The following is a 24,492-nucleotide window of genomic DNA, read 5'->3' as shown; positions in this document are numbered from 1 at the left end:
TTTTTTTGATTTCAGTAAAAATATAGAACAAGATGTATACCATAACAGTGAACAAAATTCGTCGAAGAAAGCAGGAACATTGTTACATGGAAAATATTGATTGAGAAACGAAGGTAAACTGGTTATAATAAAATCAAGAAGAAAGATTTGTGAATTGAGAAACTTATAGTATTATCAGCAGAAAATGAGGTGATGATGTATGCCAAAGATTATGCAGGATTTAATTAAACAGTATGTGGAAGCGGTCAAGAAGATTTATGGTTCCCATGTACGCCAGATAATCCTTTATGGTTCTTATGCAAGGGGGGACTTCCGCCCGGATTCTGATGTAGACATTATGATCCTGGTGGATATATCAGATATGGAATTAAAGGCATATGCACAACAGCTCTCGTACATGACCTACGACTTTAATATGGATCATGACACGGATATAAAGCCCATTGCAAAAAGTGAAGCGCATTTTAACAAGTGGATTGTGAACTATCCATTTTATTCCAATATTCATAAAGAAGGGGTAGTTTTGTATGGAGCAGCATAATCAGGAAATCGGTACTAGACGGGATCTGTCGTTGCATCGCCTGAAAACAGCTGAAATGATCTGAAAACAGCAAGAACATTATTTTTATATTGAAGATTATAAAGAGAACCAATAGTTGTATTTTGGGTATGTGGGTGGTTGAACATCCAATATCGTGGAAGTGGTAGTGGCGAGAGTATGGGTGAAAAGCGGGTGACTGAAGAGATTTTGTGACTTTTCATTGCCTGCTTTTTTTGAATAATGAAAAATATAGTGTATGAACATAAAATACTTGTTATAATCTAAATATAAATATGACGGAAAGGTTGGTGGTGATTATGTGTGAGAAAAAAGAATTGAGCTTTTCAATATTCATGCTGTATAGTCTTGCGGATAAGTGGAAGATGTCTCCAGCCAAAGTGTATAAAATATTAAATTCAACCGGAATTTTGGATAACTATATTATTAAATGTTACGATGTTCTTCATACACAGGGAAAGGAATATTTGGTAGAAGATATTACCGATTATGTGAGAGAAAAAGGAGTTAATGTATGATCGTATATCATGGATCAACAGAAATTATAAAAAGTCCGGACGTAGTACATTCGAAAAAGTATCTGGATTTTGGCCGGGGATTTTATATTACAACTTTCGAAAATCAGGCAAAGAAATGGGCAGTCCGAAAGGGCATGAGACAGGAAAAGGCTGCAATAGTTAATGTTTATGAATTATCTGAAGAATGGGATGATTTTAAGGTATTATCTTTTGAAAAAGAAAATGAGAAATGGCTTGATTTTGTATGTGCATGTAGAAAAGGACAGCCGTTAAATAAAGAATATGACATTATTATAGGAAATGTTGCGGATGATGACGTGTTTAAGACTGTAGATATGTATTTTAGAGGATTATGGGATAAGGAAAAAGTTTTAGATGAATTGAGATACTATAAGATGAATAATCAAATCTGTATTGTAAATCAGGAAACACTGAATCGAGTGATCGCTTTTAAAAGAGCATATGAGGTGGAAAACAATGGTAGATAAGAAGCAATTGGAAGAAGTTTATAAGCAAAATTTGGAAAATGATATTATCAATGCAATTTCAGAAATGAAAGGGATTGATTTGCGAAAGGCATTTGATATTTATTATTCCAGTAAACTTGCTGAACAAATTTCAAATGACAGTTATGGAATAGAAAATATGGATGCAAAATATCTGGCAGAAGATTTGATTGAGAATGAGCCGGAGCTTTTTGGATAAATTAATAATGAAAAGTACAGAACAAACATTCGCTTGTTCTGTACTTTTTTTACTCTGAATGATATACTGTAAAAGCAAGAATAATAAAGATAAAAACACTTTTTTTACATGTAGTAACAGGCAGTATTTACATATCCACAAATTTCAGAATAACAAGGAGAAACGTATGGATCATTTCAAATTACACTCCGAATACAAACCAACAGGCGACCAGCCTCAGGCAATTGAGAAACTGGTCAAGGGCTTTAAAGAAGGCAACCAGTTCGAGACTTTGCTTGGTGTCACAGGCTCCGGTAAGACATTCACCATGGCGAATGTTATCGCCAAGTTAAACAAGCCAACTTTGGTACTTGCGCACAATAAAACACTGGCTGCACAGCTCTACGGAGAGTTCAAGGAATTCTTCCCTGAGAACGCAGTGGAATACTTTGTCTCCTACTACGATTACTATCAGCCAGAGGCTTACGTCCCGTCAACAGACACCTACATTGCCAAGGATGCGTCCACTAACGATGAGATCGATAAGCTCCGCCTGTCTGCCACAGCAGCCTTATGTGAACGGAAGGATGTGATCGTGGTCTCTTCTGTCTCCTGTATCTACGGATTGGGTGCGCCGCAGGAATTTTTTGACATGATGATCTCTCTTCGCCCAGGAATGGAGAAGGATCGTGATGAGGTTATCAAACAGCTGATCGACATTCAGTATACAAGAAATGAGATGGATTTCCACAGAGGAACCTTTCGTGTCCGGGGAGATGTACTGGAGATCTTTCCGGCAAACTCCACGGACAGGGCAGTGCGTGTGGAATTTTTCGGAGATGAGATTGAGCGGATCACAGATATCGATGTGCTTACCGGTGAGATCAAAAGCGTGGAAAGCCATGCGGCTATTTTTCCGGCGTCTCATTATGTAGTACCACAGGAGCAGATCCGCCGTGCGGCAGATGCAATCCTGGAAGAAATGAAGCAGCAGGTGGGATATTTCAAAAGTGAGGACAAGCTGATCGAGGCTCAGCGAATTGCAGAGCGTACCAACTTTGACGTGGAAATGATGAAGGAAACCGGTTTCTGTTCCGGAATCGAGAACTATTCCAGACATCTTACAGGACTGGCTCCGGGCCAGCCGCCGTATACGCTGATGGACTATTTCGGAGATGATTTTTTACTTATTATAGATGAGTCTCACAAAACAGTTCCTCAGGTGGGCGGTATGTATGCCGGTGATCAGAGCCGTAAACAGACCCTGGTAGATTACGGCTTCCGACTTCCATCTGCCAAGGACAACCGTCCATTGAGCTTTGATGAATTCGAGAACAAGCTTGACCAGGTAATGTTTGTATCTGCGACACCGGGAGAATATGAATATGACCATGAGCTTCTCCGTGCAGAGCAGATCATCCGTCCTACAGGGCTTCTTGATCCGAAGGTGGAGGTGCGTCCGATCGAAGGACAGATCGATGATCTTGTAGCGGAAGTAAATAAGGAAATTGAAAAGAAAAACAAAGTCCTGATCACGACCCTGACCAAACGTATGGCAGAAGACCTTACCGATTATATGAAAGATCTGGGAATCCGTGTCCGATACCTCCATTCAGACATTGACACTCTGGAACGTGCGGAGATCATCCGAGATATGCGCCTGGATGTGTTTGATGTGCTGGTCGGTATCAACCTTCTGCGAGAAGGGCTGGATATTCCGGAGATCACGCTGGTAGCGATCCTGGATGCAGATAAGGAAGGCTTCCTTCGTTCTGAAACATCTCTGGTACAGACTATCGGTCGTGCTGCCCGGAACAGCGAAGGACATGTGATCATGTATGCGGATAACATGACAGAATCCATGGAAAAAGCAATCTCGGAGACTGAAAGAAGGAGAGCGATACAGGAGGCTTACAACAGAGAGCATGGCATCACTCCGACTACGATCAAGAAGGCAGTCCGTGATCTGATCGCTGTCTCGAAGAAGGTGGCAGAGACAGAAGTGAAGCTTAAGAAGGATCCGGAATCCATGAACCGCAAAGAACTGACGAAGGTAATCGCCCAGGTAGAGAAGCAGATGCGTGCTGCTGCAGCAGACCTGAATTTTGAGCAGGCTGCAGAGCTGAGAGACAAGATGCTCGAATTAAAAAAGAATCTGGAAGAATTAACGGAATAGGCTGCAAAGCAGCTGACGATACAATGCCCCTGGCTGTCAGCGTCAGGGGCATTTCTATGGAATAATTAAATAGAGAAGTGAGTTAAGGGTATTTGCCTGAGCTTTTGGGAAGAATTTTTATCAGGATTTTTTTCCATTTTTTCATAGCGATCCCTCCTTCGAAAAAATATGATGATCCTCTTTATTAATTGATTATAAGTAAAATTCCGGAGAAGGGCACTGGCATTTGTGACAGTAACTTTGTTATAAAGAAGAGAAGAAGTTATGTATGTTGTTCACGATAGGCGGAAGGTGTGATCCCCATTTTCTTTTTGAAGCTGGTGCTGAAATAATATTGATTGGCATAACCACATTTCAGGCTGATCTCCTTCAGACTCATACTGGTTGCAGAAAGGTAACGGGCGGCTGCGGAAATCCGCTGAGATGTGATAAAGTCGCTGATACTGATCCCCTGATTTTTTTTGAAAAGAGCACTTAAATAAGCAGGGCTTACATTGGCAGAGGCGGCAATGTCATTGAGGCAGAGCGTATTGTCAGTGTAGTGTTCGTTGATATAGGAGATCACCAGTTCACAGAGCTTCTGGTGATAATCATTCATGGAGGAATCAAGCTTCCGGCATAAAAGATGGCATAGATCCTTCAGCCATTGACATAGTTCTTCCGTATTATGAAACTCATTTATGTGGTTGTAAACATACAAAATTTTAGCTTCCAGGTCATGAGTATCCAGATTTAATTCATAGAAAAATTTCAGGATCCGGCCGAGAAGAGAATAGATCTGTATGAAAGCGAAATTCTTTGTGCGAAATTTCTGAGTGAGCCAGTCGGAAAAATTCTGAAACCAGAGATCTATGGCAGCGGTATCCTTTTTGCAGAGAAGCCGGATCAGTTCATCCTCCTTTGTATCTGAAAAATCTGCAACAGACAGATCGGAACCCAGAGCCTCTCTTCCGTCAAAGATATTCTGATGCGGGAAAAAGAATCTGTATTCCAGTGCATGTACGGCGCTTTTATAAGAATGGTTCAGGTTCCAAAAATCCTGGACAATTGTTCCAATACCTGCGTTGAGAGAAAGTCCCAGTGGCTGGCAGGCATCTGCGATTGAGGAAATAAGTCCGCTGGTAAGCTGGCGGAAGCTGTTGGACTGACAGCCGCTGTGTCCCAGAATGCACAGATAGCCATCCATATCCGGGAGAAGATACACAAAATCAAGAGAAGCGGTTTCCTCAGTTATCAGATCCTGAAGGTTGAAAAGCTCCATCTGAAACTTTTCAATCCCGTAAACAGCTTTTAGATCCGGAGCATTTTCAAGCTCCAGAATAACAACTGTATAAAAATCATAATTCAGCTCCAGGTTCAGATACTTAAGATAAGGCTTCAGTCGGTAGGCTGCTTCAGAAGACGGAAGGTGTGTGATCTCGCGGAAAAATTTTTCCGTAAGAAGAGGCCTGCTTTGTTTCAGAAGCTGGAGATTTTTCTGTTCCTTTTCCATCAGTGCAAAAGCGTTTTTTACCTTCTGGATAAGATAGGCATAATCCAGAGGCTTTTCGATATAATCCAGAGCACCGAGGAGCAGAGCGCGTCTTGCATATTCAAATTTATCATAGGCACTGATCAGGATGATCTTCACCATAGGATTGATCTCAAGAGCTTGACGGCTCATGGAAATGCCGTCAAGATCAGGCATTTCAATGTCAGAAATGATCAGATCTGCCGGTTCTTTTTTCATGGCTTCGATAGCAGAGGTTCCATTGTAGCAGACATGGATGATCTCTGCATTCAGTGTTTCCCAGTCTATGTTTTTTTCGATACCTTCTGCAGATAAGTAATTATCATCTACGATCATTATTTTTTTCATCGATATCTTCCTCCATCTGTTCGAATTCAATGGTGACGTATGTGCCGTTTCCGGGGTTGCTGCGGATCCTTACGGAACCGTTTCCGTATAATGGGTTGGAAATACGGGAACTTACGTTGGAAATTCCAAAATGCTTCTCATAATCAATAACATTATGCTCAATAGCATGGCGCAGCTGTGCAAGGGTTTCGGAGTCCATGCCGGCACCGTTGTCCTCAATGGAGATCACAACCGTATCATCGCCATAAAGAACATGGATCGAAATGAAAACAGCTGGTGTGCCCGAAGAAATCCCGTGCAGAATGGAATTTTCGAGAAATGGCTGAAGTGTAAACTTGCAGATCAGGAAATTTTCGATTCCATCTTCTGCTTCGATCTCCCAGTCCAGATTATCTTTATGACAGAGCTTTTCCATTTCCAGATAAAGCCGGGCAATTTCCAATTCATCTTTAATAGGAATAAGTTCCTTTGATTTACGCAGGGTAAGACGGTAAAAGGCAGTCAGATTTGCAATCATCTGATCAGCAATGTCAAGCTTTCCAAGGGACTGGCAGGTACGGATCGATCCCAGGATATTGTAAAGAAAATGCGGATTGATCTGTGACTGGAGCAGCTGGTATTTCAGACGTTCTTCGTTTACGGAAAGATTTACAATGGACTTCAGGTTTCCGGCTATTGTGTGCTGCATATCTTCAAAGGTGATGCCCAGTCTGTCAATCTCATCATACCTGGAAGGGTCATCCGGGTGGGGAACAGTAACGATAGACAGATGTTCCGGATCATGTCCCAGCTGAAAAGTTTCCATTGCATAGGAAAGTGCAGTGATCTTCCGGGTAAGATTTTCGGAAAACAGGATCACGATGATAACAGTAAGGGGCAGAAAAATAAGGACAGTGATCAGTAAGGCACGGATCAGGATGTGTGTGTTGCCCTGAATGTAGCTTTCAGGGATTTCGGTAACATGGAGCCAGCCATTGCTTAAGGTACAGCAGTTATAATATTTGTCGCCGCTGTGAAAAGAAGAATCTGCATTTTCTTTAAATTTCTGAAACTGTGCTTTGGAAATTCCGGATAAATTCAGTGAGGATGTATTTTTTGCTGCAATCTCTCCGTGATCTGTGAGAATGTAGCTGTATATGCGGGAATCCAAAGCAGCAGGCTGCAGATAAGTGGTAAGCTCTGAGGTGTCCAGAGCAATGCCGTAGGCGTATTCCAGAATACCGGTGGCCTGATTTTTCAGTGCCCGGACGCAGAGGATCACATCGGCAGATGATTTTTTTGTGGACAGTATTTTAGGCAGAGGCATATTGGAAACCGGTATCCAGACAGAGGAAAAGCCTGAACCGGAAACAATATTTTTATCCAGACCATATGCAGAAAGCTCATCTGTGGAAAAGAAGTACAGGCTTTCTTTTGAACCGAGCTGATCGGGCTGCAGAAAAACATATATATGGAAGAAATCGAATGTGGATTTATACAGCGAAATATTGTTTTTTACAGTGGTGAATTTTTTCAGTGCATCTACCTTATTAGAGGAAGGCTGATTTAGGGAGTACATTTGAAACTGTATGGTATCTGCTACATTTTCAACCTGACCGAGGCGGTCGTTCAGCTGAGAGACCAGCTGCTTGTCAGTCATTACGGCAGAATCGATGATACGATCTCTGGCAATGTTATAGGAAATGTGATAGCTGATGAAGGTCAGGGAAATCAGAGGTACCATAGTTGCGATCAGAAATGCGAGCAGGAGCTTATAGCGAAATGAGGAAAAACTGGGTGGGATACATTTGTGGAATTTCATAGTACATATTCTCCTTTATGTCAAAAACAAATTAATGAAACCGAATTCAGCTGTGAAAAAAAGCCGTTACAAATATAGATTATATAAAAGGATTATAAAAAATTAACAACAAAAATACAAGAGAACGAAAAATAATATAAATAAATCATAAAATATTGTATTTAGAATGAGGGGACTCTCTGGTATCCTTAAACCATCAAAAACAGGTGTGGACAAACACGAAAATGTCCAGAAAGGAAGAAAGATATGAAGAAAAAAGTAATGAGTGCAGTTTTGGCAGCAGCGATGGTTGTGGGTATGGCAGGTAACGTGGTTACTGTTTCCGCAAAGGAGAAATATGATCTTACCTTATACAGCATCAACACCACAGACCCGGATTTTGAGGACTGGCTTGCAAATGTGGAAGATGCCACGGGCCTGAACATTAATGTAGTTGCGGCACCTACAGATTCAGATACACGTCAGCAGAAGATCACCACAATGCTTTCCACAGGAGATGCTTCCGTGGATGTCATTGAGATCAACGATGAGATGAGTGCGGCATTTAAAAATTCTGGATGGCTGGAAGGACTGAATGATACAGTAATGACAGATGATATCGCTGATCAGTTTGCCCAGGGATATGTAAAGGATATGATCACAGATAAGGACGGAAACATCATCGGTGTTCCAGGATATACAGGATATCTTGCATTCTGGGTAAATCAGGAGATCATGGATGAGGTCGGAATCAAATCCATTGATACAAAAGAGGATTTCATGAAGTATATGAAGGCTGTTTCCAAGGACGGAAGATTCGGCTACGGCGGTTCCTGGGAGAAAACTTATGCATTTAACGAGCTTGCACAGTTTGTAAACATGTTCGGCGGCGATTATTTTGACTGGACCAAAGAGGAAAACAAGGAAGCAGTTCAGTTCCTCCACGATCTGGTTGCTGATAAAGAAACATCCATTGAGCAGATCGCTGATAAATATGAGCAGATGAATCCGAAGATCAATGACGGAAAATACGGATGCTGGTTCATGTGGGGCCTTGGAACAGATTATGCAAAGGCAGATATGCTTGGCGCAGATAAGATCCACATGGAAATGGTACCGGATTTCAGCGGTAAGGGAGAGCGTGCGATCTTTACAGATTCCTGGAGCTATGTTCTCAACAAAGCATCCAAGAATAAAGATGCAGCTGTGAAATTCCTCCAGTATATGGCTGATGAAGGCGGAATGGAAGCTTCCTATAAAGCATTTGACAGATATCCTGCAAGAAAGGATGTTGCAGAGAAGGTAGTTCCGGATTCTGACCCGGCAAAAGAAATGTACAGCAGATATGCAAATGAATGCAATGTACAGGGACGTCCGATGGTGGCACAGACAATGGAATTTATCAGCGATATGGGAACAATCTTCCAGTCCTGTATGAAAGACGAGATTACAGTTGATGAGTTCTGCAAGAAGGCTCAGGATGTGGTAGATATGTATAAGTAAAAGATATAAAAAAACAGCAATGTAAAGCAGAGGTAAAAGTCTGCTTTACATTGCTTGATGAACAGGGAGGAAAGTTCCATGACAATAAGTAAAAAAACTATGAAGTGGATACCGTGGCTTTTGATCCTGCCAGTTGTACTGATTCGAGGCTTTACAACATTATATCCCATTCTGATGACTGTGAAAAACAGCTTCTTTAATATCAGTATCCTTGCAGGTATCAATGAATTTATAGGCTTCAAGAATTACCTGAAGGTATTTTCTGATCCTAAAGTGCTCACATCGATCAGCTTTACGGCAATATTTGTGGTTGCTTCCATGATCCTGCATGTGATCCTCGGAGTTATCCTGGCACTGATCCTGAATATGAAATTCAAAGGCCGCCGTTTTCTGAGGACCATCGTGCTGATTCCGTGGGCTATGCCTGCAGTAGTAGCCGGTATGGCTGCAAAATGGGCATTTAACAATGATTATGGTCTGATCAATGATTTTATCCGCTGGTTTGTACCGGGCTACCAGAACAGCTGGCTGATCAATACAGGTACTGCAAGAGCAGCGGTAATTGCAATGGACCTGTGGAAGGACCTTCCGTTCTTTGCAATCCTTGTACTTTCCGGACTTCAGTTTATTTCCGGCGATATCTATGAGGCAGCAAAGGTAGACGGTGCAAACGGGATCCAGAGCTTTTTCCGGATCACACTTCCGCTGATCGCAAAAAATGTCCTGACTTTATGTATTCCGTTCACACTCTGGAGACTGACAACCTTCGATCTGGTTTATTCCATGACATCTGGAGGCCCTGGAGAGGATACTGCGCTGATCGCATACAGAATCACAACAGAAGCATTTACAAATCTAAACGTAGGATATGCTTCGGCGCTGGCTATGCTGCTGTTTGTTGTAATGGCGATCTTCAGCTGGCTGAATATACGTGTTATGAATAAGTTTGACAGTTAGGGGGAATTATCGTGAAGAATACAGGAAAATATAATGTTTATCATGGAGTGGTAGCCGTTGGAAGATGGGTTCTGTTTGCAGTCGTGGCTTTTCTGATCCTGTTCCCGGTTTACTGGATCTTTATTTCTTCGATCACACCGGCAGGAGAACTGTTTAAAACACCGATCGATTATCTTCCGGATCATCCCACACTGGAAAGCTATAAATTTCTGATACAGAATGTAGGACTGCTTTCAAAGATCGGAAATACAGTTCTGATCGTAGGCCTTACACTTGTGATCAGTACCGTGCTGTGTGCAATGGCTGCCTATGGATTCTCAAGATTTAACTCAAAGGGAGTTTCTGTTGCATTTGCATTTGTGCTGGCTACCATGCTGATTCCTGAGGTTGTTACAGCCCGCCCGCTGTATGAGTTTATGCAGAAGGTAAAGCTGTATGATACATATCCGGGACTTATCCTTCTTTATATCAGTACCGTTATACCGTTTACGGTCCTGATCCTCAGAAACTTTGTCGGTGAGATCCCGATCTCACTGGAGGAGGCAGCTGCTATTGACGGCGCATCTTTTTCACAGAGACTGTTTACGATCGTTCTGCCGCTGATGAAGCCGGCGATCGCTACGGTTTGCATTATCAACTTTATTACCTGTCTGAATAACTTTTTCACACCGTTGTTTTATTCAAATGGTATTCAGGTACTTTCCGTTTCCATTGTACAGCTTCCGTTACGTGACAACATGTATGGAGTTCCGTGGGATTTGGTCAGCGCCATGGGATGGATCATCCTTCTTCCGATCATTATCTTTGTAGCTGTTTTTGAGAAACAGATCATGGATGGTATCATGGCAGGTGGAGTAAAAGCGTAAATATTTTTAATTTCCAAAAGAGAGGAGAAAACAGATATGTATCAGGCATTTACAGGCGGACTGGGAGGAATCGCACTTGCAAAGCATGGAAAAAGCCGTGCAATCAACGCGGAAAATCCTCATGGAGAAAAAGGCAGAGGCGGTATGGCTGCAAGTCATTTGGGACCATCCAGAAAAGGAAGCCCGTGTCTTAAGGATATTGAGCCGGGAACTGTGGTAACTCTGGCAGAAATGGAAGGACCGGGACAGATCAATCATATCTGGATCACCGTTGATAATAAGACTACAGAGGCAGATTGCTTTGTACTGAGAGATCTTGTGATCCGTATGTACTGGGATGACGAGGAAACTCCTTCCGTGGAAAGTCCTCTGGGTGATTTCTTCTGCTGCGGATTCGGAAGGGAATGTTTTGTAAATTCTGTTCCTGTGGCTGTTGTTCCAAGCAGGGGATTTAACTGCTATTTCCCGATGCCGTTTAAGAAGAAAGCAAAGATCACACTGGAAAACCAGCATGCAAATAAAATCCCGGCGTTTTTCTATCAGGTAGATTATTGCCTTTATGATGAGCTTCCGGAAGATATTGCTTATTTCCATGCACAGTGGAGACGGGAACGGTTGACAGAAAAAACAAAAGATTATACAATTTTGGATGGAGTAAAAGGAAAAGGCCATTATATAGGAACCTACATGGCACTTACTACACTGGAACGTTACTGGTGGGGCGAGGGAGAAATGAAGTTTTATATTGACGGAGATGAGGAGTATCCGACCATCTGCGGAACAGGAACGGAAGATTACTTTGGAGGTTCCTGGAGCTTTGCCAAACAGGTGGATGGAAAAACCGTGGAACAGAATTATAACACACCATATCTGGGATATCCGTATTATTCTGCCCATGACGAACTGATCCACAATTTTTATCATAATGATGACTGCCCGCCAATGCGAGGCTTTTACAGATGGCATTTACAGGATCCGATCTGCTTTGAAGAGGATCTTCACGTTACGATTCAGCAGATAGGCGTCGGATACCGTGGCCTGTTTGAACGACAGGATGATGTGGCAAGTGTAGCGTACTGGTATCAGACACTTCCTCATGCACCGTTCCAGCCGTTGATGTCAAAAGAGGATAGATGGCCCAGATAAAAAGGGTGGTAGAGATTGAAAAAACAGGTATTTTGCGGGGTATTTGCCCTGGCTCTGGCAGTGACAGGATGTGGAGTCCAGAAGAAGGAGGCTGCATCTGATATTGTGCCGGAGAACAGACAGGAACTGACGATCCTTCATGTGGATGCAGGCACAGAAGGCTTTGATTCTTTTATCAGCCAGGCGGAAAAAGATCTTGGAATAAAGATCCATATTGAAAAATGTCCGGCCAATGCGGACAATCGCCAGGCCAAAATAGCAACTCTTCTGACATCAGGAGATGATTCTGTTGATCTGATCACAGTAAATGATGAGATGATATCCGAATTTAAACATAAGGGATTTCTTCTTCCGTTGGAAGATACGGTTATGACAGAGGAGACAGCGGCGAATTTTCTGCAGGAATACCTGAAAGAAATATGCATGTCAGACGGACATATTTTTTCGGTACCGTTCAGGATGGATATCATGGCATTCTGGGTGAACCAGGAATTGCTGGATCAGGCTGGTCTGGACAGACTCTCCTGTCTCAGTGATCTTGAGATCCTTCAAAAAAAGCTTCAGAATACGGGAAAATATGCATATGGGGATGCATGGGAGATTTCTTACATATATAATAGTATCAGCGAGTATGTCGATTTTTTCGGAGGAGATTATACAGACTGGACGGATCCGAAAACAAGAGAAGCGGCAGAATATATGAAGCGAATGCTGGATACAGGGATGATATCAGAGGAGAATCTGATTGACCAGCATGACCAGCTGAATGAAAAATTTATAAACGGCCAGTATGGATGTATGTTTATGTATACCGGTGTGTTGAGTACTTTTCAGAATGCAGGCGTGTATGGAAAAGATAAGATCCATATGGCACCATTTCCGGAATTTGACGAGAAGGTGACCAATATCGCAACCTGGCAGTATGTACTGAATAAAAATTCTGATCATAAAGAAGCAGCTCTGAAGTTCCTTCAGTATGTGTCCGGATATGAGGCCAGCAAAAATTACGGACAGCTGACAAAAATGTGTCCGGCAAGACTGGATGTGATCGAGGATAAGAATTTTGATTTGGATGGCATTGAAATGATCCGGCAATATCTGAAAGATTATAAGCTGAAGGCAAGACCACTGTGTGCCGATTCCATAGAAGCTGTTTCGGCTATGGGTACGGAATTTCAGAAATATGTGCTGGGACAGAAAACAGAAGCGGAATTTTTTGCCGGGGCACAGAACTGCATAGACCAGTATTACAAAAAAGCATCGTACTGATGCTTTTTTTGTTTTGAAAAAATAAGAACTTTTTTTCAAAACATATTGACAAATATTTTACATGGTGATATCTTAAAGACTGTAGATGTTAGCACTCCACTAAAATGAGTGCTAACAGATATAAAAAAAGAATCAACATCCGTCAGGAAGAATAAAAAGGAAAGGAGATGGCTTCATGGAAGAGGTGTTGAATGAGCGCAAGCAAAAAATCTTAAAAGCAATCATCAAGACCTATATGGAGACCGGAGAACCGGTTGGCTCCAGGACCATTTCCAAGTATGCGGATCTCAATGTAAGTTCCGCAACGATCCGAAATGAAATGTCAGACCTGACAGATATGGGCTATATCGTCCAGCCTCATACCTCAGCAGGAAGGATTCCTTCAGATAAGGGCTACAGACTTTACGTCAATGAGCTGATGAAGGAGAAGGAAGCAGAGGTTGCAGAGTTGCGAGATCTGATCATTGAGAAGACAGATAAGATGGATAAGGTGCTTAAGAAGGTTGCGAAGGTTCTTGCTTCCAATACCAACTATGCTACCATGGTTTCCGTTCCGCAGTACAGCGGCAACAAGATCAAGTTCATCCAGCTGTCGAGAATGAGCGAGCTTCAGCTTGTGGCAGTGGTTGTCAGTGACAACAACACAGTCCGGAACCAGATCATCAATCTGGACGAGGAAATGGACGACCAGACGATCCTGAAACTGAATCTTCTTCTTAACACCAATCTCAATGGGATCCCGATCCAGGATATCAACCTTGGGATGATCGCCAGACTGAAGGAACAGGCAGGCAGCCACAGTGGTGTGGTGGCAACAGTTCTGGATGCAGTGGCAGCCACCATTCATGTGGAAGAGGAAGATATGGAGATCTATACTTCAGGTGCAACCAACATCTTCAAGTATCCGGAGCTTGCCGATAAAGAAAAGGCAACGGAGCTGATCTCCGCATTTGAGGAGAAGCATGAACTTGCCGATCTTGTAAAAGAACAGATGTCAGATGGAGAGAATACAGGAATCCAGGTTTATATCGGTGATGAGATGCCGATCCAGACCATGAAGGACTGCAGCATTGTAACTGCCAGATATGAACTGGGAGACGGAATGTACGGAACCATCGGGATCATCGGTCCCAAACGAATGGATTATGAGAATGTAGTGGACAGTCTGAAAGAGCTTAAGAATCATCTGGATGACGTTTTGAAAAAGAAGAAAACTTAGAAAGGCGGTAGAAAAAAAGTGTCGGAGGAAACAAAGAAAACATCCGAAGAGCAGGAAGCGGAGAAGGAAATCCCCGTAACTGACGGAGATCAGGAAGAAAAAAGCCTGACACCGGAGGGAGAAGATCTGCCGGAGGAAGAAAACAATACTCCAGGCGAAGAAGCTGCCTCAGAGGATAAAAAAGAAGAAAAATCAAAAACTTCCTTCTTCGGAAAGAAGAAAAAAGATAAATCTGAGCAGAAGGTGGAGGAACTTACCGATCGCCTGAAGCGTACCATGGCTGAATTTGATAATTTCCGTAAAAGAACGGAAAAAGAAAAATCCAGCATGTACATCATCGGAGCGAAAGAGATCGTTGAAAAGATCCTGCCGGTTGTAGATAACTTCGAAAGAGGTCTTGCACAGGCACAGGAAGGCGATGCTTTTGCAGATGGAATGAAAATGATCTACAAGCAGCTTACCACAACACTGGATGAGCTTGGTGTGAAGCCAATCGAAGCAGTGGGAAAGGAATTCAACCCGGATTTCCATAATGCAGTGATGCATGTGGAAGATGAAGAGGTTGGAGAGAACATCGTGGTGGAAGAATTCCAGAAGGGTTACACCTACAAGGATTTCGTAGTACGCCACAGTATGGTAAAGGTTGCGAACTAACTGACAACAAACTTTATTTTAACAGATACAGACTAAAACAGGAGGAAAAAATCATGGGAAAGATTATTGGTATTGACTTAGGTACAACAAACAGCTGTGTAGCCGTAATGGAAGGTGGACAGCCGACAGTTATCGCAAATACAGAAGGCGCAAGAACAACACCATCCGTTGTAGCATTTACAAAAACAGGAGAGCGTCTGGTAGGTGAGCCTGCAAAACGTCAGGCAGTTACAAATGCAGACAGAACAATCTCCTCTATCAAAAGAGAGATGGGTACCGATTACCGTGTAACCATTGATGACAAGAAATATTCTCCACAGGAGATCTCCGCAATGATCCTTCAGAAACTGAAAAAGGATGCAGAGGCATATCTTGGTGAGAAAGTAACAGAGGCAGTTATCACAGTTCCGGCTTACTTCAACGATGCTCAGCGTCAGGCTACCAAAGATGCAGGTAAGATCGCAGGTCTTGATGTAAAACGTATCATCAACGAGCCTACAGCAGCAGCTCTTGCATATGGACTTGACAATGAGAAAGAGCAGAAGATCATGGTATACGACCTTGGTGGCGGTACATTCGATGTATCTGTGATCGAGATCGGTGATGGCGTTATCGAGGTTCTTTCCACAGCTGGTAATAACCGTCTTGGTGGAGATGACTTTGATAAGAAGGTCACAGATTACATGCTTTCCGAGTTCAAGAGAACAGAGGGCGTAGACTTAAGCAACGATAAGATGGCTCTTCAGAGACTGAAAGAGGCAGCTGAGAAGGCTAAGAAAGAGCTTTCTTCCGCAACAACAACAAACATTAACCTTCCGTTCATCACAGCAACAGCTGAAGGACCGAAGCATTTCGATATGAACCTTACAAGAGCTAAATTCGATGAGCTGACACATGATCTTGTAGAGCTGACAGCTGAGCCGGTTCGTCGTGCACTGTCTGATGCAGGTATCACAGCTTCTGAGCTTGGCCAGGTACTTCTGGTTGGTGGCTCTTCTCGTATCCCGGCAGTACAGGATAAGGTAAGACAGTTAACAGGCAAAGAGCCGAGCAAGAACCTGAACCCGGATGAGTGTGTTGCACTTGGTGCTTCCGTACAGGGTGGTAAACTTGCAGGTGATGCAGGTGCCGGTGATATCCTTCTTCTGGATGTTACTCCGCTGTCTCTGTCCATCGAGACAATGGGTGGTATCGCAACTCGTCTGATCGAGAGAAATACTACAATTCCTACAAAGAAGAGCCAGATCTTCTCCACAGCAGCAGATAACCAGACAGCTGTAGATATCAACGTTGTACAGGGTGAGCGTCAGTTCGCAAAAGACAACAAATCCCTCGGCCAGTTCCGTCTGGATGGAATCCCGCCAGCACGTCGTGGTGTTCCGCAGATCGAGGTAACATTTGACATTGATGCCAACGGTATCGTTAACGTATCCGCTAAGGATCTTGGAACAGGTAAGGAGCAGCACATCACAATCACAGCTGGTTCTAACATGTCCGATTCCGATATCGACAAAGCTGTCAAAGAAGCAGCTGAATTCGAGGCTCAGGATAAGAAACGTAAAGAGGCGATCGACACAAGGAACAATGCAGACTCCATGGTATTCCAGGTTGAGAATGCACTGAAGGAAGCAGGCGACAAGCTTGATGCAAACGATAAAGCAAGTGTTGAGGCAGACCTCAATGCACTGAAGGATCTTCTTGCACAGACAGCAAATGCTCAGGAGCTTACCGATTCTCAGGTTGCAGACATCAAGGCTGCACAGGAGAAGATGATGGAGAGCGCTCAGAAGCTGTTTTCCAAGATGTATGAGCAGACTCAGGGAGCTCAGGGTCAGGCTGGTCCTGGACCGGATATGGGCAACATGGGCGGAAACGCTGGTGCCCAGGGCGGAAATGAAGCAGGATACGGCGATGATGTTGTAGATGCTGATTACAAGGAAGTCTAAGACAAGTAGGAAACAATTACAATGGCTGATAAAAGAGATTATTATGAAGTCTTAGGTGTGGATAAAAACGCCGATGACGCAACATTAAAAAAAGCATATCGTAAGCTGGCCAAGAAATATCACCCGGATGTAAATCCGGGTGATAAAGAGGCTGAGGCGAAATTCAAAGAAGCGACAGAGGCTTACTCCGTTTTAAGTGATGCCGATAAGAGAAGACAGTATGATCAGTTTGGTCATGCGGCATTCGAAAACGGCGGTGGAGGCGGAGCCGGCGGCTTTGGCGGATTTGACTTCAACGGTGCAGATATGGGAGACATCTTCGGAGATATCTTCGGAGACCTTTTCGGCGGCGGAGGCAGAACCAGACGGGCCAACAACGGACCGATGAAGGGCGCCAACCTTCGTGCACGTGTGAACATTACTTTTGAGGAAGCGGTTTTCGGATGCGAGAAAGAGCTGGAGATCGTTCTGAAGGATGAATGTACCACATGTCACGGAACCGGAGCGAAACCTGGAACATCACCGGTCACATGTCCGAAATGTAAGGGCCAGGGTCAGATCGTTTACACCCAGCAGTCCATGTTTGGTATGGTACGTAATGTTCAGACCTGTCCGGACTGTAATGGAACCGGTAAGGTGATCAAGGACAAATGCAGTGCCTGCCGTGGAACAGGATATACCTCTTCCAGAAAGAAGATCCAGGTGTCTGTACCGGCCGGTATTGATAATGGTCAGTGTATCCGTATCCGCGAAAAAGGCGAACCGGGAACCAACGGCGGACCGAGAGGAGATCTGCTGGTGGAGGTAAATGTAGCTCGTCATCCGATCTTCCAGAGACAGGATATGAATATCTTTTCAACAGCTCCGATCACATTTGCACAGGCTGCACTTGGCGGGGAGATGCGTATCAATACGGTAGACGGTGAGGTTGCCTATGAGGTGAAGCCGGGAACACAGACTGATACAAGAATTCGTCTGAAGGGCAAAGGTGTTCCGTCATTACGTAACAAGAATGTTCGTGGTGATCACTATGTAACCCTGGTAGTCCAGACTCCGACAAATCTCAATGAGGAAGCAAAGAAAGCTCTGGAAGCTTTTGATGCGGCATGTGGAAACCGTCCGTCAGAGGACAGCACATCCGAGACTTCCGAAAAAACTGAAAAGAAGAAAAAAGGTTTCCGTGAGAAAGTTAAGGAAATGTTCGAGGAATAAATAAAGTGAAAACAGGAAAGAGGCACAAAATGCCTCTTTCTTTTTTTTCTGTATTCGTGTATATTAAAAGAAGTGCCCGTTTTCGGGACAATAGAAAACAGGCGACAGACAGGAACGAAAATCCGTAAATGTGTATACAGCATAAGGAGATATAGAAATATGAAATGGAACCGTTTTACACTTAAGACAAAAACAGAGGCAGAGGATATTGTGATCTGTACACTTGCCGAGGTGGGGATTGAAGGTGTGGAGATCCAGGACAAGCAGCCGCTGACCGATGAGGACAAGGCACAGATGTTTGTGGATATCATGCCGGAAGGACCGGCAGATGACGGGATCGCATATCTGAACTTCTATCTGGAAGAGGATGCGGATACCGAGGCAATCCTGAAAGATGTGAAAGCTGCACTTGAGGATCTGAGAAGCTTTGTGGATATCGGAGAGGCAACCATCACAGAATCCCAGACAGAGGACAAGGACTGGATCAATAACTGGAAACAGTACTTCCATCAGTTCTATGTAGACGACATTCTGATCGTACCGTCTTGGGAAGAAGTGAAGGCAGAAGATAAAGACAAGATGATCCTCCACATTGATCCGGGAACTGCCTTTGGTACAGGAATGCATGAGACTACCCAGCTGGTGATCCGTCAGCTGAAGAAATTTGTGAAGCCGGGAATGGAGATCCTTGATGTGGGAACCGGAAGTGGAATCCTGGGAATCGTTGCACTGAAGCTTGGTGCAGGCCATGTGGTTGGTACAGACCTTGATCCCTGTGCAGTTCCGGCAGTGTCTGAGAACAAGGAAGCCAACCAGATCGAGGAGAAGTCCTTTGACATGATGATCGGAAACATCATTGATGACAAAGAAGTTCAGAATCAGGTCGGATATGAGAAATATGATATCGTAACTGCAAATATCCTGGCAGATGTTCTGGTACCTCTGACTCCGGTGATCGTTGCACAGATGAAAAAAGGCGCTTACTACATTACATCAGGTATCCTGGATGTAAAGGAGGATGTCGTAGTGAAGGCTGTAAAAGACGCCGGACTGACTCTTGTTGAGGTGACTCATCAGGGCGAGTGGGTATCTGTGACAGCAAGAAAGGACTGATCTCATGCAGCGATTTTTTGTGGAACCTCATCAGATCGACAGGGACAAACATGAGATCCGTATCACAGGAAATGATGTCAATCATATCGTGAATGTACTCCGCATGAAAAAAGACGAGGAGCTCTGGATCAGCGATAAGGAAAAAGAATATCACTGTGTGATCGAAAACACGGGTGAGGATGAAGTCCTGCTTCATATCCTCTATGCACAGGAGCCGGATTATGAGCTGAAGAACCGTATTTATCTCTTTCAGGGACTACCGAAAGCGGATAAGATGGAGCTGATCATCCAGAAGGCAGTAGAGCTTGGAGCATATTCCATAGTTCCTGTTTCAACCAGGCGCTGCGTGGTAAAACTGGATAACAAAAAAGCAGAAAAAAAAGTATTCCGCTGGCAGCAGATCGCAGAAAGTGCGGCAAAACAATCCAAACGTATGTTGGTGCCGGAGGTACATTCCGTGATGAGCTTTAAAGAAGCCCTTGCCTATGCAGAGGAACTGGACATTCTGCTGATCCCTTATGAGCTTGCAAAGGGAATGAAAGAGACAAAGGAGCTGATCCGGTCAATCGAACCGGGAAAAAGCATAGGTGTCTTTATTGGCCCTGAGGGTGGCTTTGAAGAGCAGGAAGTGACAGATGCCATGGAAGCCGGTGCGAAACCCATCACCCTGGGACACCGGATCTTACGGACAGAAACCGCGGGACTCGCAGTACTTTCTGTTCTGATGTTTCAACTGGAGGATGAATAGATTATGGAAGCATATTTTGACAATTCCGCGACAACGAGATGCTTCGACGAAGTAAAGGATATTGTCTGCAAAACCATGACAGAAGATTTCGGAAATCCTTCTGCCATGCATAAAAAAGGAGTGGAAGCGGAGAATTATGTTCGCAGAAGTGCCCAGACCCTTGCAAAATTACTGAAAGTGAATGAAAAAGAGATTCTTTTTACATCCGGTGGAACAGAGTCGGATAACCTTGCCATCATCGGTGGTGTGGAAGCCAATAAGCGTATGGGAAATCATATCATCACAACTGCAGTAGAGCATGCAGCAGTGGCCCAGCCTTTTGCTTATCTGAAGGAACAGGGTTATGAGGTGACCATTCTTCCTGTTGATCATCACGGCGTTGTAAAGCTTGATGCACTGGAAGCGGCTCTTCGTCCGGATACCATTCTGGTGTCTGTAATGTACGTGAACAATGAGGTAGGAGCTGTGATGCCGGTAGAAGAGATCGGAAAGCTTGTCCATGAAAAAAGTCCGAAAGCACTTTTTCATGTAGATGCCATCCAGGCATTCGGAAAGTATCGTATCTATCCGAAAAAGCTGGGAATCGATCTTTTATCTGTAAGCAGTCACAAGATCCACGGACCAAAAGGCGTGGGCTTCCTCTACATCAACGAAAAAGTAAGAGTACAGCCGCAGATCCTTGGCGGCGGACAGCAGAACGGCATGCGCTCCGGAACGGACAATGTGCCGGGAATCGCAGGACTTGGCGTTGCCGCAGATATGGTATACACAGATTTTGATAAAAAGATACAGCAGCTCTATGCTCTGAAAGAACGGATGGCAGAGGGACTTTCAAAGCTTGGCGATATTACTGTTAACGGAATGCCGTTAATGGAGGGAGCACCACACATCATGAGTGTAACCTTCCATGGAGTACGAAGTGAGGTTCTTCTCCATACACTGGAAGAATTCGGAGTATATATTTCCGCAGGAAGTGCATGCTCCAGTCATAAGAGAAAACCAAGTGCAACACTGACAGCTATGGGCTTGAGCAGAGCCGATGTGGAAAGTACCGTCCGCATCAGCTTCTGTGAGGAAAATACCTTTGAAGAGGTAGATTACTGCCTGGAAGCACTGGGAAAAACAATTCCGATGCTGCGCAGGTATGCACGTCGATAGAGAATACAGAAGAAAGGGATTTTTATGTTAGTACATGCATTTCTGATCAAATATGCGGAAATTGCCCTTAAGGGAAAGAACCGCTATCGTTTTGAAGATGCTCTCGTACATCAGATGGAGATCGCACTCTCCAAGATCGAGGGAGATTTTGAAGTAAAAAAAGAGCAGGGAAGAGTTTATGTATTCTGCCCGGAGAACTATGATTACGATGAGGCTGTAGATGCGCTGCAGCATGTATTTGGTATTGTTGGCATCTGCCCGGTTATGATCTATGAAGAACAGGGCTTCGAGAAGCTTGCCGAAGATGTTGTGAGTTATATGAAGCAGTGGCATCCGGACTTTAACGGAAGCTTCAAGGTTTGGACACGCCGCGCAAAGAAATCCTACCCGATCAGCTCTATGGAAGTCAGCGCTGAGCTTGGCGGACGTATCCTGGATGCGTTCCCGGAGGCAAGTGTGGATGTTCATCATCCGGAGTTGGATCTTTCTGTTGAGATCCGTGACAAGATTTACGTATATTCCCAGACCATTCCGGGCGCAGGCGGAATGCCCATCGGAACAAACGGAAAAGCCATGCTTCTTCTTTCCGGTGGGATCGACAGTCCGGTTGCCGGCTATATGATCGCAAAACGTGGTGTCAAGATCGATGCGGTATATTTCCATGCACCGCCCTACACCAGTGAGCGCGCAAAACAGAAGGTAGTGGATCTTGCCCGCCTGGTAGCCAAATACAGTGGACCGATCCGTCTCCATGTAGTTAACTTTACAGATATACAGCTTTATATTTATGATCAGTGTCCTCATGATGAGCTTACTATTATCATGAGAAGATATATGATGCGTATTGCCGAGCATTTCGCTAAAAAAGACCGTTGTCTCGGACTTATCACAGGTGAGAGCATCGGACAGGTTGCAAGCCAGACCTTACAGAGCCTTGCTTCCACAAATGAGGTCTGCACACTTCCGGTATACCGTCCGGTGATCGGTTTTGATAAAGAGGAAATCGTCCGTATTTCCAGAAAGATCGACACCTTTGAGACTTCTATTCAGCCGTTTGAGGATTGCTGTACCATCTTTGTGGCGAAACATCCTGTAACAAAGCCGAATCTTAAGGTGATCCGCCGTTCTGAGCAGAAGCTTTCCGAGAAGATCGATGAGCTTATGGAAACTGCTCTGAATACCACAGAGATCATTGAAATTCAGTAATCCGTTTTTAGATAAGAAAAAACAAACAGGGAACCTCACTGTAGAGGTTCCCTGGAGCTACCGATATATCAGGAAAAGGGAGTTCATTGAGAACAGAAGAATTCTGAAAGCATGAAAAAAGAGGAACTGTATCCGATACAGTTCCTCTCAAATATACAGTATAGATTAGTCGATTGTATATTTGGAAATAATCTGCATTACGTTATCCAGAGCAGCGCCGTCTGCATGGATGTTGAGGTCGATCGGCTTGGAAAGATCCAGGCTGAAGATACCCATGATGGATTTTGCATCGATCACATATCTTCCGGATACTAAATCAAAATCGCAGTCGAATTTGCTGATCTCGTTTACGAATGCTTTCACCTTATCGATGGAATTCAGTGAGATTTTAGCTGTTTTCATTATAATAACCTCCCTTGATAGATTTTTGTTGTTTTACAGCTTTCATCTTACCTGTCAGTACCCAAAAAGTCAAGGTGAAAAGAGATAAAAATTGTTTCAATAATTAGTTAAAGTGTAAAAAAAGTGAGGAAAAATGGGAAATAAAGTTGCATTACACAACCTTGGCTGCAAAGTAAATGCCTATGAGATCGAGGCCATGCAGCAGCTTCTGGAGGAGGCGGGATATGAGATCGTGCCTTTTGAGCCGGGAGCGGATATTTATGTGATCAATACCTGCACAGTAACCAATATTGCAGACAGAAAATCAAGACAGATGCTCCACAAAGCCAAAAAAATGAATCCGGAAGCGATCGTGGTGGCAACGGGCTGTTATGTACAGACCGGTGGCGAGAAACTGGAAAAAGACGAAGCCATTGATCTTGTTCTGGGAAATAACCAGAAGATCAATATTGTGGAGGCACTGGCCGAATATGCGGAAAACAAACCGGGCCATGGTTCTCATGTGATCAAGATCAATCAGACAAAAGAGTATGAGGATCTTTCCATTGATCATACAGCAGAACATGTAAGGGCATATATCAAGGTTCAGGACGGATGCAATCAGTTCTGTACGTACTGTATCATTCCCTACGCAAGAGGCCGTGTCAGAAGCCGGAATATTGAAAGTGTGCTGAAGGAGGTCCGTGCACTTGCGGAAAAAGGGTATAAGGAAGTGGTCCTTACAGGAATCCATTTAAGTTCCTACGGAGTGGATTTCCCGGATGAGAAAAAAGAGACACTGCTTTCTCTGATCCGTGCTGTGCATGAGATCGAAGGAATCCAGCGTATCCGGCTGGGATCGCTGGAACCTGGAATCGTTACAAGAGAATTTGCGGAAGGGATCGCTGCGCTGCCAAAGGTATGCCCGCATTTCCATCTTTCCCTGCAGAGTGGCTGTGATGAGACTCTGGAGAGGATGAACCGCAGATACAGAAGCGGGGAATACAGAGAACGCTGTGAGCTTTTAAGAGAAGTGTATGGAAATCCGGCACTGACAACGGATGTGATCGTAGGCTTTCCGCAGGAATCGGAGGAAGAATTCCGGAAGTCCTATGATTTTGTGGACAGCATCCGTTTTTATGAGACTCATATCTTCAAATATTCCAGAAGACAGGGAACAAAGGCGGCTGCCATGGACGGACAGCTGACAGAGGCGGAGAAATCCTTCCGCAGTGAGAAGATGATCGAGCTGCATCATCGTCATGCAGGGGATTATGAGAAATCCATGCTTGGCAAAAATCTGGAGGTACTGATCGAGGAAGAGTATACAAAGGATGGACGGACCTGGTATCTGGGACACAGCCGGGAGTATATAAAAACTGCTGTACCGAAATCGGAAGCTTATGGCGTAAATGATATCGTAAACGTAAAGGCAGAAGGCTTTCTTGAAGAGCATATCATGACCGGTGAAGCCGTGGAGTGAAGAACGGGATTGTATGTTGAAAGGTTGTTTGTTCACTGGTAATATTTTGCGAAGCG

The 24,492-nt window shown here is 44.0% G+C and carries 22 protein-coding genes; 19 read left to right on the top strand and 3 right to left on the bottom strand.

The window, feature by feature from the left end; all coding sequences use genetic code 11:
* Nucleotides 1-199 precede the first annotated feature (199 nt).
* The 5 genes from DWX61_RS04890 (at nt 200) to uvrB (ending at nt 3,937) form a co-directional block, all read left to right on the top strand.
* The gene (locus DWX61_RS04890) at nt 200-541 is read left to right on the top strand and encodes a nucleotidyltransferase domain-containing protein (RefSeq protein WP_118624121.1); all 342 of its coding nucleotides are present in this window, start codon (nt 200-202) and stop codon (nt 539-541) included.
* A gap of 317 nt (nt 542-858) precedes the next feature.
* Nucleotides 859-1,077 carry a DUF3791 domain-containing protein gene (locus tag DWX61_RS04885; protein ID WP_081019526.1) on the top strand — a complete coding sequence of 73 codons (219 nt, stop codon included), beginning with the start codon at nt 859-861 and terminating at the stop codon, nt 1,075-1,077.
* A complete protein-coding gene (locus tag DWX61_RS04880; protein ID WP_118624119.1) occupies nt 1,074-1,565 on the top strand; it encodes a DUF3990 domain-containing protein in 492 nt (163 codons plus the stop codon). Before DWX61_RS04885 ends, DWX61_RS04880 begins: the two co-directional genes overlap by 4 nt.
* Nucleotides 1,555-1,782, top strand: a complete 228-nt coding sequence (locus DWX61_RS04875) for a hypothetical protein (protein WP_118624117.1) — start codon at nt 1,555-1,557, stop codon at nt 1,780-1,782. The genes DWX61_RS04880 and DWX61_RS04875 overlap by 11 nt, the downstream gene beginning before the upstream one ends.
* 166 nt (nt 1,783-1,948) lie before the next feature.
* A complete protein-coding gene (gene uvrB, locus DWX61_RS04870) occupies nt 1,949-3,937 on the top strand; it encodes an excinuclease ABC subunit UvrB (RefSeq protein WP_118624115.1) in 1,989 nt (662 codons plus the stop codon).
* A gap of 262 nt (nt 3,938-4,199) precedes the next feature.
* Here uvrB and DWX61_RS04865 read toward each other — a convergent pair whose 3' ends face one another.
* Both DWX61_RS04865 and DWX61_RS04860 read right to left on the bottom strand, forming a co-directional pair.
* Entirely contained in the window at nt 4,200-5,795 is a 1,596-nt protein-coding gene (locus DWX61_RS04865) for a response regulator (RefSeq protein ID WP_270426997.1), read from the bottom strand.
* Nucleotides 5,770-7,596, bottom strand: a complete 1,827-nt coding sequence (locus tag DWX61_RS04860) for a sensor histidine kinase (RefSeq protein WP_270426998.1) — start codon at nt 7,594-7,596, stop codon at nt 5,770-5,772. The genes DWX61_RS04865 and DWX61_RS04860 overlap by 26 nt, the downstream gene beginning before the upstream one ends.
* Nucleotides 7,597-7,842: 246 nt before the next feature.
* Here DWX61_RS04860 and DWX61_RS04855 point away from each other — a divergent pair, with 246 nt between their 5' ends.
* The 13 genes from DWX61_RS04855 (at nt 7,843) to thiI (ending at nt 22,572) form a co-directional block, all read left to right on the top strand.
* Nucleotides 7,843-9,078 (top strand): ABC transporter substrate-binding protein, encoded by a 1,236-nt coding sequence (locus DWX61_RS04855; RefSeq protein WP_118624111.1) that lies wholly within the window; start codon nt 7,843-7,845, stop codon nt 9,076-9,078.
* Nucleotides 9,079-9,156: 78 nt separating this feature from the next.
* On the top strand, nt 9,157-10,035 hold the full coding sequence (locus tag DWX61_RS04850; RefSeq protein WP_118624109.1) for a carbohydrate ABC transporter permease: 879 nt from the start codon (nt 9,157-9,159) through the stop codon (nt 10,033-10,035).
* 11 nt (nt 10,036-10,046) lie between these two features.
* Nucleotides 10,047-10,901, top strand: a complete 855-nt coding sequence (locus DWX61_RS04845) for a carbohydrate ABC transporter permease (protein ID WP_118624107.1) — start codon at nt 10,047-10,049, stop codon at nt 10,899-10,901.
* Nucleotides 10,902-10,937: 36 nt separating this feature from the next.
* Entirely contained in the window at nt 10,938-12,047 is a 1,110-nt protein-coding gene (locus DWX61_RS04840; RefSeq protein WP_118624105.1) for a glycoside hydrolase family 172 protein, read from the top strand.
* Nucleotides 12,048-12,062: 15 nt separating this feature from the next.
* A complete protein-coding gene (locus DWX61_RS04835) occupies nt 12,063-13,316 on the top strand; it encodes an ABC transporter substrate-binding protein (RefSeq protein WP_270427012.1) in 1,254 nt (417 codons plus the stop codon).
* A gap of 175 nt (nt 13,317-13,491) precedes the next feature.
* Nucleotides 13,492-14,535 (top strand): heat-inducible transcriptional repressor HrcA, encoded by a 1,044-nt coding sequence (gene hrcA / locus DWX61_RS04830; RefSeq protein ID WP_015527075.1) that lies wholly within the window; start codon nt 13,492-13,494, stop codon nt 14,533-14,535.
* Between the two features lie 105 nt (nt 14,536-14,640).
* A complete protein-coding gene (gene grpE / locus DWX61_RS04825; RefSeq protein WP_180211319.1) occupies nt 14,641-15,189 on the top strand; it encodes a nucleotide exchange factor GrpE in 549 nt (182 codons plus the stop codon).
* Nucleotides 15,190-15,242: 53 nt separating this feature from the next.
* Nucleotides 15,243-17,135, top strand: a complete 1,893-nt coding sequence (dnaK, locus tag DWX61_RS04820) for a molecular chaperone DnaK (RefSeq protein ID WP_118513082.1) — start codon at nt 15,243-15,245, stop codon at nt 17,133-17,135.
* 21 nt (nt 17,136-17,156) lie between these two features.
* Nucleotides 17,157-18,347, top strand: coding sequence for a molecular chaperone DnaJ (dnaJ, locus tag DWX61_RS04815; protein WP_118513083.1), 1,191 nt, complete (start codon nt 17,157-17,159; stop codon nt 18,345-18,347).
* A gap of 159 nt (nt 18,348-18,506) precedes the next feature.
* Nucleotides 18,507-19,460: a 50S ribosomal protein L11 methyltransferase gene (gene prmA / locus DWX61_RS04810; protein WP_021652332.1), complete on the top strand. Its 954-nt coding sequence runs from the start codon at nt 18,507-18,509 to the stop codon at nt 19,458-19,460.
* A 4-nt stretch (nt 19,461-19,464) separates the two neighbouring features.
* Nucleotides 19,465-20,208: a 16S rRNA (uracil(1498)-N(3))-methyltransferase gene (locus DWX61_RS04805; protein ID WP_118624103.1), complete on the top strand. Its 744-nt coding sequence runs from the start codon at nt 19,465-19,467 to the stop codon at nt 20,206-20,208.
* 3 nt (nt 20,209-20,211) lie between these two features.
* On the top strand, nt 20,212-21,366 hold the full coding sequence (locus tag DWX61_RS04800) for a cysteine desulfurase family protein (protein WP_118624101.1): 1,155 nt from the start codon (nt 20,212-20,214) through the stop codon (nt 21,364-21,366).
* Between the two features lie 24 nt (nt 21,367-21,390).
* Nucleotides 21,391-22,572: a tRNA uracil 4-sulfurtransferase ThiI gene (thiI, locus tag DWX61_RS04795; RefSeq protein WP_118513087.1), complete on the top strand. Its 1,182-nt coding sequence runs from the start codon at nt 21,391-21,393 to the stop codon at nt 22,570-22,572.
* A 165-nt stretch (nt 22,573-22,737) separates the two neighbouring features.
* Here the strand turns inward: thiI and DWX61_RS04790 are convergent, their stop codons facing one another.
* Complete coding sequence (locus tag DWX61_RS04790; protein WP_015527084.1) at nt 22,738-22,974, bottom strand: HPr family phosphocarrier protein; 237 nt, start codon at nt 22,972-22,974, stop codon at nt 22,738-22,740.
* A 133-nt stretch (nt 22,975-23,107) separates the two neighbouring features.
* Here DWX61_RS04790 and mtaB point away from each other — a divergent pair, with 133 nt between their 5' ends.
* Complete coding sequence (gene mtaB / locus DWX61_RS04785) at nt 23,108-24,436, top strand: tRNA (N(6)-L-threonylcarbamoyladenosine(37)-C(2))-methylthiotransferase MtaB (RefSeq protein ID WP_118624099.1); 1,329 nt, start codon at nt 23,108-23,110, stop codon at nt 24,434-24,436.
* Nucleotides 24,437-24,492: the final 56 nt, after the last annotated feature.

The organism is Ruminococcus sp. AF20-12LB (genome assembly GCF_003478985.1).
In the GTDB taxonomy this organism is placed as follows: domain Bacteria; phylum Bacillota; class Clostridia; order Lachnospirales; family Lachnospiraceae; genus Blautia_A.
Note: the sequence above shows the minus strand (reverse complement) of the source record. Positions and strands in the feature narration are given on the sequence as shown.